Raw genomic sequence first — 13,872 nt, 5'->3', positions numbered from 1 at the left:
AGACTGGCAGGAGCCCTGACGATAAGATCCGTGCCACGCCAGGCCAGCTACAACACGTCAAGCTGTCGCCTCGATTGCTATGTTCTGGGAGCTACTTCTGCTTCTCCACCACGTGACATAGAGCGCGATCATCCACAGGATCGGGAGAAGCGTCAGCAGTGAGGCCACGGCTGCTACAGTAGGGTCGATCTCATTGCGAATATTCTCCCACATCTTGAGGGGCAATGTGCGAACCGAATACCCGCTGACCAACGAAGTGATTACCACCTCATCGAAGGAGTGGATAAAAGCGAAGAGGGCGCCGCCGATAATGCCAGGACGGATCAGCGGGAGGGTTATTCGGATGAACGCCGTGAAGGGTCTAGCCCCCATGCTTTTTGCCGCCTGCTCCAGTCGTGTGTCGAAATTCGCCAGCGTTGCAGAAACGATGACGACGACATAGCTGATTGCGCCGATCGTATGGGCGAGAACGATGCCCGTTTCCGTTCCGATAATTCCCAAGTTAACAAGGCCGAAATAGCTGGCGACGCCGACGACGATGACCGGGATGGTGATCGGGGCCAAGATGGCCATGGTAATCCAGCCGCGAATTTGGGGCGCGATACGGCTTAGACCGTATGCTGCCAGCGTGCCTAGGGCGGTCGACAGAGCTGCCACGGCCAGACCGATCTTGACGCTGGTCCAGGCGGCACCGTACCAGGCCTCATCGCTGAAGAAGCTTGCGTACCACTGAAGCGAGAATCCGGATGGGGGAAACTGCAGTGTCGCGTCGTCACTAAACGACATGATGATGACAACGATCTCGGGAAATAGCAGGAACGAAATGACAAGCGTCAAGATTAGGCCTGCGACAAGCCGGGACCATCCACCGTCGCCCTGAGCTTGATAAAGCATCTTGGACCACCGCTTCGACCTCGATCCCACCGAGAGCTCGTTCAGGTACCGCTTCACAGGACGGAGCAAACCAAGACGTTCTGACCAGCCCTTCTTTACCTTCGGGGCGCTGTCCTGTGTGCCGGAGAGGTTCAGGCCGAACACGGAGAGCATGACCACGGCAATGGCAAGAAGGACGAACGAGGAGGCGCTGACAGCGCCCATGTTGAACCCTGTGGCGAGCTGAGAAGCAATGAAGGTCGACAGCATCGCGTCTCCCAGGCCCCCCAAAGCAGCCGGCGTGATGTAAAAGCCGAGGCAGATCACGAAGACCAACAACGTTCCGCTGCGTACGCCCGGCATACTCAAAGGGAAATACACCCGCCAAAAGGCAGTCGAGGGCTTGGCGCCCATGCTCTTGGCGGCGGCGATCAATGAGGTGTTGATGCCAAGCATTACACTGACCAGCGGCAGAATCATCATCGGCAGCATGATGTGCACCATGCCGACATACACCGCCGCGCGATTGTAAATCAGCGGGAGAGGGCTGGATATCAGGCCCATATCTATCAGCACACTGTTGAGCAGTCCGTTGTCTCCAAGGATGACGACCCAGGAATAGGTGCGAGCCAATCCGCTCGTAAGGTAGGGAATAACGACAAGCACGATCAGCACCATGCGCGCTCGCTTCGAGGCCGTCGAAATCAAATATGCCGTTGGATAGCCAACCAACAAGCAGATGATTGTGGCTACCGCGCTGATTTCCAGAGTCTGCAGCAACACTCGGATGTTGGCATACTGACCCAGGAAAGAACTATAATTCTGCAGGCTGAAATTCGGCGCATTAAGGCTTTCGAGGAAGAGTTGGACAGTTGGGACCCCGAACACAACGAGGAGTACGGCCAAGGCAGGAATCACAAGGGTTACGGGAGCACGTCCGATTTTTTGAAACGTATGCATCTGAACGCCTCTCCGGTTTACTCGTCGAGCAGACGGACGTCTGCCCGAAGCCAATCGAGACGTACTGAATCTCCCGGGGCAAAGACGTCCTGTCCCGAAGCCGCGTGTTCACGCACTATCAGGGAAGTGCTTCCGACACGGACCTGATACTTTCTAAGCGGGCCGGCATAGATCATTTCTTCCACAGTGCCGGTCACAGTCTGACACTGATCAAGCTTGGCGGGCGCCAAGGCGCTTACCGCGGAGATCCGGATGCGTTCGGGGCGAACCATCGGTATTTTGTCTAGGGTGTTTTGCTTCTGATATCCGAGTTCCGGAGTATCAAGCACATTTGCTTCTCCCAAAAAGTTGGCAACGAAGCGATTGACCGGTCGGTCGTAGAGGGCTTCAGGCGCATCCAACTGCTCGATTCGACCACCTCTCATCACCACGATGCGGTCCGACAGCGTCAAGGCTTCTTCCTGGTCATGGGTGACACAAATGGTGGTCTTGCCGAACTCACGATGCAGGCCTTTGATCTCTCCCTGCATTTGTTCCCTTAGATTTCTGTCGAGCGCGCCGAGCGGTTCATCGAGGAGGAGGATCGGAGGATCAGCAATTAGGGCGCGTGCAAGCGCCACGCGCTGCTGTTGGCCGCCGCTGAGTTGTGAAGGCATACGTTCACCGAAGGAATCCAAGTGAACTCGCTTGAGCATCCGCTCAACCAAGGGTGCCCGCTCACGCGACTTCACGCCGCGCATCTCGAGCGGAAATTCAAGATTTCTGCGAACCGTTAAATGCGGAAACAACGCGTAGTTTTGAAAGACGATACCTTGGTCTCGACCATATGACGGCACGGCCGCCACCGATTTGCCCGCGATCAGGATGTCGCCTTTGGTCGGCGCCTCAAACCCCGCAAGCATCATCAGCGCTGTGGTCTTGCCGGAGCCACTGGGACCCAGGATGGTGAGAAACTCGCCGCGACGAACGATGAGTGACAGCTCAACAACCGCCGCGACCGCTCCGTACATTTTCGTGACATCACGAAATTCAATCTGAGCCGAAGCACGGTCTTCCAATGTCTGATCCTCAGTCGTTGGTCGTTTGTGCAGTTTGACGACGGATCCAAAATCCGAGCGCAGAGCAGAGTGGGACATGCTGTCGTCCTCAACCGTGGCGTCTGAAAGCGCCTTGGATACATCGCCAGTGGCCGCCGCGGCGACACACTGGCGTTTCGACTGATGCAAGTTATCGAATGACCCAGTCACTCCAACGCTGGACGAGGCGCTGGATGTTCGAAGCTCCATCCGAACCGACTTCGGAATACCAGGCCCCGTTCAATAGAATTGCCTTTTCAAGGTACTTGGGATGGCTCGGCAGTGTGAGGCCGATCTCCTCAGACAGCAACTTGAAAGCGTTGCGGTTGGTCGGTCCCTCCGGGTAGAGCTTCGCGAAGGCTGCCTGATTTTCGGCACGGCTCACGAATTCAACGAATTTCTGCGCATTCGCGGCGTTCGGGCTATTTTTCGGGATGACCCAGTAATCCCAGGTCATCTTGGCTTGGTCGCGACTCATCTCGATAGGAGCGCCCTGTGCGATGGACGACACGGCCCGGCCGTCATAGGACATCATGAGGTCGCCCGCCCCGCTGAGCATCAACTGTTGAATTTCAGATCCGGCTGTCCACCATTTGCGGATGTGAGGCTTGATCTTGTCCAGGCTTGCGAAAATGCGATCGATGTCCATCGGATAGATCTTGTCGGGAGAGACGCCGTCGGCGAGGAGGGCTTCTTCCCAAGGCCCCTCAGATCCATATTGCCCCGACACAAGGTAGCGAACACCCGGAAACTTTTCTACATTCCAGAACTCCGCCCAATTGCCGGGTCGCGGCTTGCCGGCAGGATACTTCTTCGTGTTGTAAACCAGGTTGTAGGTATAGAAGAAAAAACCAACCCCAAAGTCTTGCTTTACATTGGGCACGAGACCGTCGACATCCTCTTTCTTAAAGAGCGAGTAGTCGATTTTCTCCAGATAATCTTTTGAGGCAGCTTGCAAGGCTGCGCCCTGGCTCATGGGCCCCACGTCGATCGTCACGCTGTTGGTTTTCTGCATCAGCTCAAGCTGGGCGAGCTCAAAGTCTTGTGTGACCGGAGTGACCTTGATGCCTGTTTGTGCCTCGAAGGGCTTTGCATAGGCATCAATCACAAACTTACCGAGTTGTCCGCCGTAAGTGAGTACGCGAACTTCGCCGGTCGTCTGGGCGGAGACACGAACAGCAGGGGCCGCCAAAGCACCGACGGCGATGGCGGATGACGCCTGCATGAAACGTCTGCGGTTGATCAAAATGCTCATCTTCGTTCACCCTCTTTTTTGTCTCGCCACCATTGACGAGTTCGTTATTCTGTTTTGGCTGGCTTTTGTCCGATCAGGCCGCCAGTTCTGTCTCAACCAAATTGACCCAATAGCCGACGCCGTAGGGCAGGGCCTCATCGTTGAAATCATATTCAGGATTATGAACTGAGGCCGTAGGCCCGTTGCCCAGGAAAATATAAGAGCCGGGACGGGCCTCGAGCATGTAGGCAAAATCTTCCGACCCCATGCCCGGTTTGATCCGGTCGTTGACCGCTTCAGTACCGACGAGACCACGGGCTGCTTGCACCGCCAGCTTCGTCTCGGCCTCGTGGTTTATGGTGACAGGTTCGAGGCGACGGTACCTGAAGTCGACGTGCGCGCCGAAACCGCCTGCAATTCCCCTGGCGGCTTCGGAAATTGCCTTTTCCGCGAAGTCTCGCAGAGATGGCGACAGGGTGCGAACGGTCCCAGATATTTCCGCTTGATCGGGGATGATGTTATAGGCGTTGCCCGCATTCATCTTCGTCACGGAAATGACCAGAGCTTCCTGAGGGTCTGTGTTCCGCGACACAAGGGCCTGCAAGCCAACAATTACCTGACCGCCGATGACAATAGGATCGACGTTTTTGTGAGGCGTCGCGGCGTGACCTCCTTTGCCCCGGATAACAATATCAAACTCATCGAGCCCCGCCTGTATGGGCCCACTGCAAATGCTGAATTTGCCAATGTCAAGACCGGGGTAGTTATGCAATCCGAAGACCTTGGAGATCTCAAAACGTTCCATTATGCCTTCCTGCACCATCTTCTCCCCGCCGCGGCCGTCTTCCTCCGCAGGCTGGAAAATGAGTGCCACAGCGCCCTTAAAGTTGCGATGAGCTGCAAGATACTTTGCGGCACCCAACAGCATTGCCGTGTGGCCGTCGTGACCGCAGGCGTGCATCTTTCCTGAGATTTTCGAGGCCCAGGGTTTGCCGGAAGCCTCCAAAATGGGCAATGCATCCATGTCAGCGCGTAGGCCTATCGTAGGCCCGTCACCGAGTTCGCCGTGTATCAGCGCGACAATACCGGTTTCCGCGATCCCGGCTTCGATATGGTTGATCCCGAATGATGCGAGCTTTTCGACAACGAAATTTGCGGTGTTATACAGCGCATAACCCAACTCAGGGTTCTCATGAAGGTAGCGACGCCAAGCCACAACTTCATTTGTAACCATCTCGAAGCCTTCGATGCCACGCATCCTCCTACCTCTCTTCCTGCATGCCTTAGGCGAACACACACTCGGGCCGCGACCTCTACACGCGCGTTGGCTAGGATGATCAACTGTCTGCTGTTTGCTGGTAACCTTCAGCGGACCCTAGATCCTGCGTTGGTCACTATTCCCTTCAGGCGAAACTGCCTTTGCTGGGTGGTGAACGCAAATAGAGTCTCCATATGAAATCCATCTTGAAACGAGATGGGTTCCCGCCACCGTTGTGAAGCATTTGAAGACGGTCGCCTGTGAAAAGGACCAGAGAGGCTGGTGTGTGGATAATCTGCGCTGGCGTCTTGCCGATCGCTACGGGGAGCTCTGAAGCTCAGTCTTCGTTTGTTTGACTTTTCGGAACCGGAGAGAGATGGTCCGATTGGATTAGGACAGTTCATGTGAGGCAGATGTTGCAAAAAGGGCCTTTGCACGCTCAGATCATCGAGCGATTTGACGACATGCCTGGGCAGCTACAGCAAGCAGCTCGGCATATCTTGGAACATCCTCAGGAAGTGGCGCTGGTCTCGATGCGAGAATTGGCACGAAATGCAGGCGTTCAACCTTCTACAATGACACGTCTAGCGAAGTTCCTCGAATTTTCCGGATATGAGGATTTTCGCGGTCACCATGCTGACGTCATACGGGTTAGCGCGGATGGATTTGCCGCCCGGGCATTGCAGAGAGACGAAGGGGCGATTAACGGTGAGGGTCTGGCTTTTCGGATGCTACAGAGCCTCTCCGCACAGATCGCCCGCCTTTGCGAGCCCGACACGCTGTCGCAGCTGCACGCGATGGCGGATCGCCTAAGCAAGGCCCGGAGGATCTACGTGCTTGGCTTGCGTTCCTGCCATTCAGTCGCCTGGCATTTCCACTATGTCATGACGTTGTTTGGCGAAAAGACCGTTCATCTCGATAGTCCCGCCGGCACAAGCGGCGATGCGCTCATTCGCGCCGAGCCCGAAGATATTCTTCTGGCCGTTTCGATAAGCCCTTACTCGCTTTACACTCTGGAGCTTGCCGAGGCCGCACGGGTGAAAGGGGTGGGAATCGTTGCGATTACCGATAGCGAAGTTTCCCCTTTGGTTTCGATCGCTGAGCACGTGGTCCTGTGCCCGACTGAGAGCCAGACCTTTTTTCATACCTTGGCGCCCGCCCTCGCCGTCTCCGAGGTTTTATGTGGCCTGATGGCAAGCCACGATCGTGCAGAGGCACTGGAAGCACTCAAGCGCGCCGACCAGCATCTTTCAGCGATGAGCACATATGCCACGTCCATTCCACGACGGAACATATAACCGAGTTCCTGCTCATCGTTGTGTTCGCCTGACTGGTGATAGAGAACGTTCCTGCGAACTGGATGGCTATAGGCTACAGGCCCACGGGAGCACTGGCAAACTTACGCTCATAGTCTGGTGGAGAGCATTACCCGCCTGCCATCACCGTGCCGACTTGTCGACCTGTTTTCGGGAAGCTTCAAGGTCGGCCTTGCAATTCAAGAGGAAGATTGTTTCAAATCCTGCCCCGCGCCGGCAGCTATTTTCCCGGACGTAGCGACGATAGGCTGCGCCGCCGGCCTGCGCATCGGCGCCGACCCCCTGCGAGGCACCCACGAAACGAAAGATGCGTTCCGCCAGAGGTGCCCCCGTCAAAGTCTGCGACAGGAGCGATGTTTAGTTGTGGCCTTTTCCTGCCTTTGTGCTGTCTGCCTAGATGACGAGACGATCCACGCTTCGAGGGGTAAGGAGAAACCCGCCCTTACGCGATCCGTTCGACCATGGTTTCAAAGCATTTTGATGTCGCGGTTCTGAACTGCCCCGGGTTGACGTCGCATTCCGGAAGAGAATGGCTCGCTCTCAGGTCCTCCCGTTTTTGGCCCGACAGCCAACCTGTGTGGTCGCTTGGAGGCCTGCGCGAGCGCACACGAATGGGGCCGGGNTGACGTCGCATTCCGGAAGAGAATGGCTCGCTCTCAGGTCCTCCCGTTTTTGGCCCGACAGCCAACCTGTGTGGTCGCTATGGAGGAACCGCGCGGGTCCGGACCTCGGAGAGAACTTGTTGGTCGTCTTGCTTGTCATGGCTCCACCTTCTCAGGAGTTGATGGAGTGGATGCCCCTCCCGCCCAGTCAGCGGCATGGCAGAATGCCGTCGCAGAATGGGCTGCGGACAACAGGAGGAACGACATGAACAACGTCACCATCATTGGCATCGACCTGGCGAAACGCGTCTTCCACGCTCATGGCGCTCACGCCGACGGCAGCGCGCCGCTGGCATGCCGCAGGCGAGAGGGGAACTGTCTCAGCGAGTTCTTCTGATCTGAGACAAATTGTTTATTTGGACAGGTCGAAGAAGTGCCAAATCCAGGCGATGGAGCTCGCAATCGCGCCGACCTACTGCTGCTGTAAACGGGTGAATGCTTGAGTATTTGTTCATGCCATCCTCCCCATCATCGTACTAACTAAGGCCGGCCGAAAAGGTCATCGAGCTGGCAAACTTGTGCCAGTCCGCGCGTGGAATCTATGACAGAGGCCGCATTGCCAACTCGCTCGCGACGGCGTCGTCGATCGGAGTCTCATACGTCATCAAGATGAAGCCCAAGACTGAATAGAAGCCGACGGTCGCCAGGAGATCGAATACCGCTTGCTTTCCGATTGTGGCTGAAATCGCCTGTTCGATTGCCGGAGTCAAACGCTTTTGGTCGAAAAGCGCATCAACTGCTTGAGCGAGCAGCCCGTCCTCCCCCTCGGGCGAGCCGCGCAAAGTTTCAATTCGCGCATCCGAAATCCCGAGAGCACGGGCACGGCTAACATGATGAGCCCACTCGTAGGCTGAGCCCATCCGATGAGCTGCCCGCAAAATGACGAGTTCTGACCGAATGGCTCCCAGAGCGGTATCTTTGACGATGTGCTGGCGCAGCGGAGCCCACGCCTTCAGCAAGGCTGGATGATGGGCCATTGTGCGATAGACGTTCAGTGCACCGGCAAAACCTGATTTCAGATCCTCGATCTCAGTCGGCCAATGTTCTTCGGTTATGGGTGGGCAAGCGGACGTAACCTTATCGGAATGGTCCATCGCCGATCTCAAGCCTTGACTGCTGCATTAATAGCTTCAGCGATCCGTTCGACGATCAGGTCGATCTGTTCCGGCTGAATAATAAATGGAGGCGCCAGCAGCACGTGGTCGCCATGCAAGCCGTCGATGGTGCCGCCCATCGGGTAACACATCAGGCCGCGCTGCATTGCCTCTTTCTTAATCTTGACGTTAATTTTCCGGGTTGGGTCGAACGGCACCTTGGTTTCCCTATCAGACACGATTTCGATGCCCCGGAAAAGGCCTCGACCCCGTATGTCGCCTACATAGGGTGATTGGCCTAGCGCGGCATCAAGCCCGGTCTGGAGACGCTCGCCCATCTTGATCACATTTGTCATCATCCCTGGGCGCTTCAGGATCTCAACCACCTTGCTGGCTGCTGCGGCAGCAATCGGGTGGCCGATATAGGTGTGACCGTGCTGAAAAATGCCTGAGCCTTCCGCAAAAGCATGATAGATCTTCTCAGAAAGCAAGACGGCGCCGATCGGCTGAAAGCCACCGCCCAACCCCTTGGCAATGGTCACCAAATCGGGGACGATCCCCTCCTGCTCGCACGCAAAAATTGTGCCGGTGCGGCCCATGCCGCACATCACTTCATCGAGGATCAGCAAGACGCCGTACTTGTCACAGATCTGGCGAACTCGCTTGAAGTAGTCGGCGACAGGGCCGACCGCACCGAGCGTCGCACCCACCACCGGCTCCGCCACGAAAGCCATGACCTGATCCGCTCCCAACTCTATGAACTTGACCTCCAGCTCGGCGGCCAGGCGCTCGGCGTAAGCTTCCGGCGTTTCACCATTTTGCATGTCTCGATACGCATAGCAGGGCGAAACGTGGTGGGTTTCGGGCAAGATTGGTTTGAACTGCGCGCGCCGCCACGCATTCCCGCCGGCCGCCAGGGCGCCAATCGTGTTTCCGTGATAGCTCTGTCGGCGTGCAACGATGTGACGTCGCCGCGGCTGGCCAATTTCGACGAAATACTGACGAGCCATCTTGAGCGCGGCCTCAACAGCCTCGGACCCACCCGAGACCAGGTAGACAAAGTCGAGGCCCTTGGGCGCCAGTTCTACCAGTTGCTCAGCTAGCTGCTCAGCCACGTCGGTGGTGAAGAACGAAGTATGGGCGTAGGTGATGCGCCCCATCTGAGTTCTCATTGAATCCAAAACTTCAGGATGATTGTGGCCAAGACAACTTACCGCTGCGCCGGCCGATCCATCGATGTAGCATCGCCCTTCGCTGTCCGTGATGAAGACACCTTCGCCCCCTGCGGCTCTTGGCAGAACCGTCCCAATGGAACGATGGAGGAGTTTGGTCATGCGAATCTCGGTCTTTTCAAGTCGCCAGCATTGAGCCGCATGGCGCAATAATTCGCAGGTTCCGCGAGATAATGCAACAACTGTTTGATATTAGGATTTTTGACTCATTTGTTTTCCCGCGCTACAGCCGGGCTGCGCTCGGGGCACGCAAGTCCAGAATCGGCACTGTTGCTCTCTTTTGCAGAATTCCTGCGTTGCCAAGCGTTTTTTATGGGCGCTACGCCGAGGAGCTAAGTTGCACTTTGAGCCATGGTGACGGCTTCGAGGTGCAGGTCTCGTTTTTCCCTCAAAGGCACCGTCGGCAACAGTGGACAGCTACGGGGCCACGGAAGAGCCCGTCCGCGCAACACTTGATCGCGAGTCAAGCGCGGGAAGCCGGGCACAATGGAATTTCCGGTTCATTAATCCGGCCACCCGCTGGTTATCGTGCTCATCATTGACCTCCGGCTGATCTCGCGGGCGGGCGAGCCAGGCCAGTTCAGGTCAACTATACCCGCTCGCTCGGGTGCCCGGAAGAACATGGAACCGAGGCTTACAAACGCAGATGAACACGAGCCTAGCTTCATTCTGTGCTACGATTCAGGTTGATTATCCCAACGCCGTTCTCGAAAGCGATCCGTGTGCCGAAAGGTTCGGAAAGCTTCTGCAGGCGGTCTAAGATTATCTCGGCTTTCCCAGCAGATGCGAGGCTCGGAATTCCTCGGTTCGCGAACCTTTTAGAGTGACCGAGCTCAACGGGGTACAGACGCAACTCGGCGAGTCTGTTCTCCTCGAAGCGGCTTACCGTTATAACGCTTTCATAGAATACGGGGTCACTGAAACCAGGGGAAGTTTCGTACCCCGATGCCATTTCAGACACGGTCACGTCAGCGTCTGTGGTGTCGACCAAGTCCTTGCCATAAACTTCGTACATGTCAGCGCCGACAGGGGTCCGAAGATCGTCCATCATGAAGTTGCCTAGACTATAAAATATTGGCCGACCCTTATAGATTTCGATACCCCGCAATCGGTGCGGTCCGTGTACGATGTAAGCGTCAGCCCCCGCATCGATAGTCTGATGTGCGAATTCTGTTTCGTAATCCGGCGGTTCTTCGCTCCAATTCCCCGGTTCATGTCCGTGATTTGTAAAAATGCAGAAGTCAGAAAACTGCTTTCCGCGGCGAATGTTTCGGAGGATATTCGCGACGTCATTGGGGTTGGGCTCATAGGAATACCCGGGCCGCTCGCCAGCTCTGAAAGTCACATTCGCAACCCTAACTTTATCTGACTGTCTCTGGGACCGCCCAAAGTTCGGCAATGAATCGCGCACTATCCGGAGGCTGTCGAGCATTTTGGGCTCCACAACGATACTCCTCTCCAATCGAAGAGTGTTGATGCCAGGTCTACCCGGAGCTTCGCCCGCTGCGTCGCAGGCACGTGACATAGGTGTGAACGTGGAAGCGGACGAAACCAACCCCACCCGTCCTTTAGGTGTTTCTACAAAACGTGCGGCACCAGCCTGTGATAGATTTTCGCCAACCCCCGCGTAGACAATGCCGTTATCCTCGAGCGCGCGGCACGTGAGGCGCATACCCTCCACGCCCCAGTCGAAAGCGTGATTGTTTGCGTAACTAACCAGATTGAACCCCACCGATCTCAGATCAGGACCAGTTTCAGTCAAGCTGAGATGATACGCTCCGCCGTACTCTGCTTGCGGACTTCCTTCGAATGAGCGAATATCGAAAATGTTGGTTTCCAAGTTGCCGAAGGTGATGTCCGCAGATTGCAAAATTTCAACAACTTGCGCAAAGGCTGGGTGGCAGCTGTTTGTTAATCGCCGCGACACAATGAGGTCGCCAACTGCGACAATCGTAAAGCCGTCCGCGATATTGGTTTCGACAGAGCCTGCCAAGTCGTAGCTGTTCAGCTCGGGCTTCTGTTCTTCTCTATCTGCATTTTGGTCCGGGTTCATACATTCTCCAGATAGCCTGCACGAGGAGTGGCAAAAATACGTTCGGGTGAGATTTGAAGGCTTCAGGGGAGGTCCCTTCAGCACTGGTCACTGATTAAGAATCAGAGCCTCGCTTACAACGTCAGAATTCTCACAAATGGTCGGGGCCCGTACATGACATGCGACAACTCGACGATCTACCATCGGGTTCAATATCGGAACCTCCACTCTGCAGCGCTCGATTGCCAATGGACAGCGAGGGTGGAATGCACAGCCCGTCGGTGGGTTGACAGGGCTCGGAACTTCCCCTTCCAGGCGTGCTTCTAGCGCGCGATGAGTAGGGTCGGGCACCGGAGCTGCTGCGATCAATGCCTCGGTGTAGGGATGCGCTGGATTGGCAAATAAATCTTCGCACCTGGCGAGTTCCACGATGCGCCCCAGATACATGACCGCCACCTTGTGGCCAATATGCTCGACGACGCCAAGGTCATGAGAGATAAAGACGAAAGCGATGCCCAGGTCTTGCTGGAGATCCATGAGCAGGTTTAGGATCTGCGCTTGGACCGAGACATCGAGAGCCGAAACCGCCTCGTCAGCTATGATGATCGCCGGCTTCAGGGACAAAGCCCGTGCTATACCGACACGCTGGCGTTGACCTCCCGATAGCTCGGAGGGGAGCCGGTGCATGATCTCTGGAGCTAGACCCACCTGTCGCAGAAGCTCTGCCGCCAATGCCTCCCGCTGCTTTCGGCTGAGGCGCTCGAAATTCTCAACTGGTTCAGTGATAATCCGGCCCGCCGAGAGCCGCGGGTTTAGCGACGAATAGGGGTCCTGGAACACCATCTGCATACGACGGCGTGTATTTCGGAGCTCGGGTTTCTTCAGCCTTGCAATATCAACACCTTCAAGAAGCACCCGGCCTCCGGTGGGGTCCATAAGGCGCATCAGGAGCCGTGCGACGGTTGACTTGCCGCAGCCTGATTCACCCACGATGCAGAGGGTCTCACCTGCCTCGACGGAAAACGACACGTCCTGGACGGCCCGAATCACTGGAACATCTCTCCTCGAAAATCCGGTGCCAAGCGGATAATGCTTCACCAGACTCTCGACCTTAAGCAGTGGACCATTCATACGCTCAGCACCTTCTCTACGTGCCAGCAGGCGGCCGCGTGGACCGGCCCGTGTTCCTCTAGGACTGGTGTTTTCTCCCTGCAAATCTCACTGGCGTACGGACAGCGCGGGGCAAAGCTGCATCCGACGATGGGTGCGCGCAGGCTCGGCACGATTCCTGCAATTTCCGGCAGACGACGTTCCTTTCCGCGGCGCCTATCGGGAACAGAGCGCATGAGTGCCTTGGTGTAGGGATGCATGGGCCGTGCAAAAAGATCGACGACAGTCGCCTGCTCAACAATCTGCCCGGCGTACATCACGATTACACGCTGACATGTCTCGGCGACAACGCCGAGATCGTGAGTGATGAACATTACCGAGGTGCCCGTGCGCTCTTTGAGGTCGACGATCAATCTGAGTATTTGCGCCTGTATTGTCACATCCAGGGCTGTAGTAGGCTCATCGGCAATCAACAGCTCTGGTGAACAGGCAAGCGCCATGGCAATCATTGCACGTTGGCGCATGCCGCCTGACATTTCATGCGGATAGTTCTTCAGCCGGCGCTCGGGGTCTGCGATACGTACCAGACGCAGCATCTCCTCAGCCTTCGTCATCGCGACGGAACGAGAAACCCGAGTGTGAATTTCAACGGCTTCGGCGATCTGCCGCCCAACGGTGTGCACCGGGCTCAGACTGGTCATCGGGTCTTGGAATATCATGGCAATCTTGTTGCCACGAATTTTTCGCATCTCGCGATCGGAAAGCTTGAGCAGGTCTTGCCCGTGGAAACGAACCTCACCTCGAACTGTCCGAGCAGTTAGCTTTGGCAACAGACGAAGAATGGACAGCGAGGTAACGCTTTTCCCGCACCCCGATTCGCCAACGACACCGAGCGTTTCGCCTTTTCGGACCTGAAAGCTCACGCCACCGACAGCCCGGGTGATGCTATCTTCACCAAGGAAGTGAGTTTCAAGATCGCGAACGTCGAGAAGGACGTCGTTGTCAGAAAAATTCAGCATCTTCAT

General features: G+C 56.2%; 11 protein-coding genes. 2 read left to right on the top strand and 9 right to left on the bottom strand.

Features of this window, described 5'->3' with window-relative positions; translation table 11 throughout:
* Window positions 1–57 precede the first annotated feature (57 nt).
* The 4 genes from X742_RS145685 to X742_RS145700 all read right to left on the bottom strand — a co-directional run bounded on the left by X742_RS145685 (window position 58) and on the right by X742_RS145700 (window position 5,401).
* Window positions 58–1,833 carry an ABC transporter permease subunit gene (locus X742_RS145685; protein ID WP_031248270.1) on the bottom strand — a complete coding sequence of 592 codons (1,776 nt, stop codon included), beginning with the start codon at window positions 1,831–1,833 and terminating at the stop codon, window positions 58–60.
* Between the two features lie 17 nt (window positions 1,834–1,850).
* On the bottom strand, window positions 1,851–2,843 hold the full coding sequence (locus X742_RS145690; RefSeq protein WP_245275603.1) for an ABC transporter ATP-binding protein: 993 nt from the start codon (window positions 2,841–2,843) through the stop codon (window positions 1,851–1,853).
* Window positions 2,844–3,060: 217 nt separating this feature from the next.
* Complete coding sequence (locus tag X742_RS145695) at window positions 3,061–4,164, bottom strand: polyamine ABC transporter substrate-binding protein (protein WP_031248267.1); 1,104 nt, start codon at window positions 4,162–4,164, stop codon at window positions 3,061–3,063.
* A 73-nt stretch (window positions 4,165–4,237) separates the two neighbouring features.
* A complete protein-coding gene (locus X742_RS145700; protein WP_023774223.1) occupies window positions 4,238–5,401 on the bottom strand; it encodes a M20 aminoacylase family protein in 1,164 nt (387 codons plus the stop codon).
* 413 nt (window positions 5,402–5,814) lie between these two features.
* Here X742_RS145700 and X742_RS145705 point away from each other — a divergent pair, with 413 nt between their 5' ends.
* A complete protein-coding gene (locus X742_RS145705) occupies window positions 5,815–6,699 on the top strand; it encodes a MurR/RpiR family transcriptional regulator (protein WP_023774222.1) in 885 nt (294 codons plus the stop codon).
* Between the two features lie 885 nt (window positions 6,700–7,584).
* Window positions 7,585–7,716, top strand: a complete 132-nt coding sequence (locus X742_RS1000000176605; RefSeq protein ID WP_280800198.1) for a hypothetical protein — start codon at window positions 7,585–7,587, stop codon at window positions 7,714–7,716.
* Between the two features lie 202 nt (window positions 7,717–7,918).
* Here X742_RS1000000176605 and X742_RS145715 read toward each other — a convergent pair whose 3' ends face one another.
* The 5 genes from X742_RS145715 to X742_RS145735 form a co-directional block, all read right to left on the bottom strand.
* A complete protein-coding gene (locus tag X742_RS145715) occupies window positions 7,919–8,473 on the bottom strand; it encodes a carboxymuconolactone decarboxylase family protein (protein ID WP_023774219.1) in 555 nt (184 codons plus the stop codon).
* Between the two features lie 8 nt (window positions 8,474–8,481).
* Window positions 8,482–9,807 carry an aspartate aminotransferase family protein gene (locus X742_RS145720; RefSeq protein WP_031248266.1) on the bottom strand — a complete coding sequence of 442 codons (1,326 nt, stop codon included), beginning with the start codon at window positions 9,805–9,807 and terminating at the stop codon, window positions 8,482–8,484.
* A 562-nt stretch (window positions 9,808–10,369) separates the two neighbouring features.
* On the bottom strand, window positions 10,370–11,758 hold the full coding sequence (locus X742_RS145725) for a CapA family protein (protein ID WP_023774216.1): 1,389 nt from the start codon (window positions 11,756–11,758) through the stop codon (window positions 10,370–10,372).
* Between the two features lie 87 nt (window positions 11,759–11,845).
* Complete coding sequence (locus X742_RS145730) at window positions 11,846–12,868, bottom strand: dipeptide ABC transporter ATP-binding protein (protein ID WP_032924960.1); 1,023 nt, start codon at window positions 12,866–12,868, stop codon at window positions 11,846–11,848.
* Entirely contained in the window at window positions 12,865–13,872 is a 1,008-nt protein-coding gene (locus X742_RS145735) for an ABC transporter ATP-binding protein (protein WP_023774214.1), read from the bottom strand. Before X742_RS145735 ends, X742_RS145730 begins: the two co-directional genes overlap by 4 nt.

The sequence above is a fragment of the Mesorhizobium sp. LNHC229A00 genome (assembly GCF_000502415.1).
GTDB lineage: Bacteria > Pseudomonadota > Alphaproteobacteria > Rhizobiales > Rhizobiaceae > Mesorhizobium.
This window is presented reverse-complemented; position numbering and strand designations above follow the sequence as displayed.

What these genes read in the sequence shown, in the direction of transcription:
- X742_RS145685 (WP_031248270.1), bottom strand. Translation starts at nt 1,833, where the DNA reads ATGCATACGTTTCAAAAAATCGGACGTGCTCCCGTAACCCTTGTGATT.
- X742_RS145690 (WP_245275603.1), bottom strand. Translation starts at nt 2,843, where the DNA reads ATGTACGGAGCGGTCGCGGCGGTTGTTGAGCTGTCACTCATCGTTCGT.
- X742_RS145695 (WP_031248267.1), bottom strand. Translation starts at nt 4,164, where the DNA reads ATGAGCATTTTGATCAACCGCAGACGTTTCATGCAGGCGTCATCCGCC.
- X742_RS145700 (WP_023774223.1), bottom strand. Translation starts at nt 5,401, where the DNA reads ATGCGTGGCATCGAAGGCTTCGAGATGGTTACAAATGAAGTTGTGGCT.
- X742_RS145705 (WP_023774222.1), top strand. Translation starts at nt 5,815, where the DNA reads ATGTTGCAAAAAGGGCCTTTGCACGCTCAGATCATCGAGCGATTTGAC.
- X742_RS1000000176605 (WP_280800198.1), top strand. Translation starts at nt 7,585, where the DNA reads ATGAACAACGTCACCATCATTGGCATCGACCTGGCGAAACGCGTCTTC.
- X742_RS145715 (WP_023774219.1), bottom strand. Translation starts at nt 8,473, where the DNA reads ATGGACCATTCCGATAAGGTTACGTCCGCTTGCCCACCCATAACCGAA.
- X742_RS145720 (WP_031248266.1), bottom strand. Translation starts at nt 9,807, where the DNA reads ATGACCAAACTCCTCCATCGTTCCATTGGGACGGTTCTGCCAAGAGCC.
- X742_RS145725 (WP_023774216.1), bottom strand. Translation starts at nt 11,758, where the DNA reads ATGAACCCGGACCAAAATGCAGATAGAGAAGAACAGAAGCCCGAGCTG.
- X742_RS145730 (WP_032924960.1), bottom strand. Translation starts at nt 12,868, where the DNA reads ATGAATGGTCCACTGCTTAAGGTCGAGAGTCTGGTGAAGCATTATCCG.
- X742_RS145735 (WP_023774214.1), bottom strand. Translation starts at nt 13,872, where the DNA reads ATGAAGATGCTGAATTTTTCTGACAACGACGTCCTTCTCGACGTTCGC.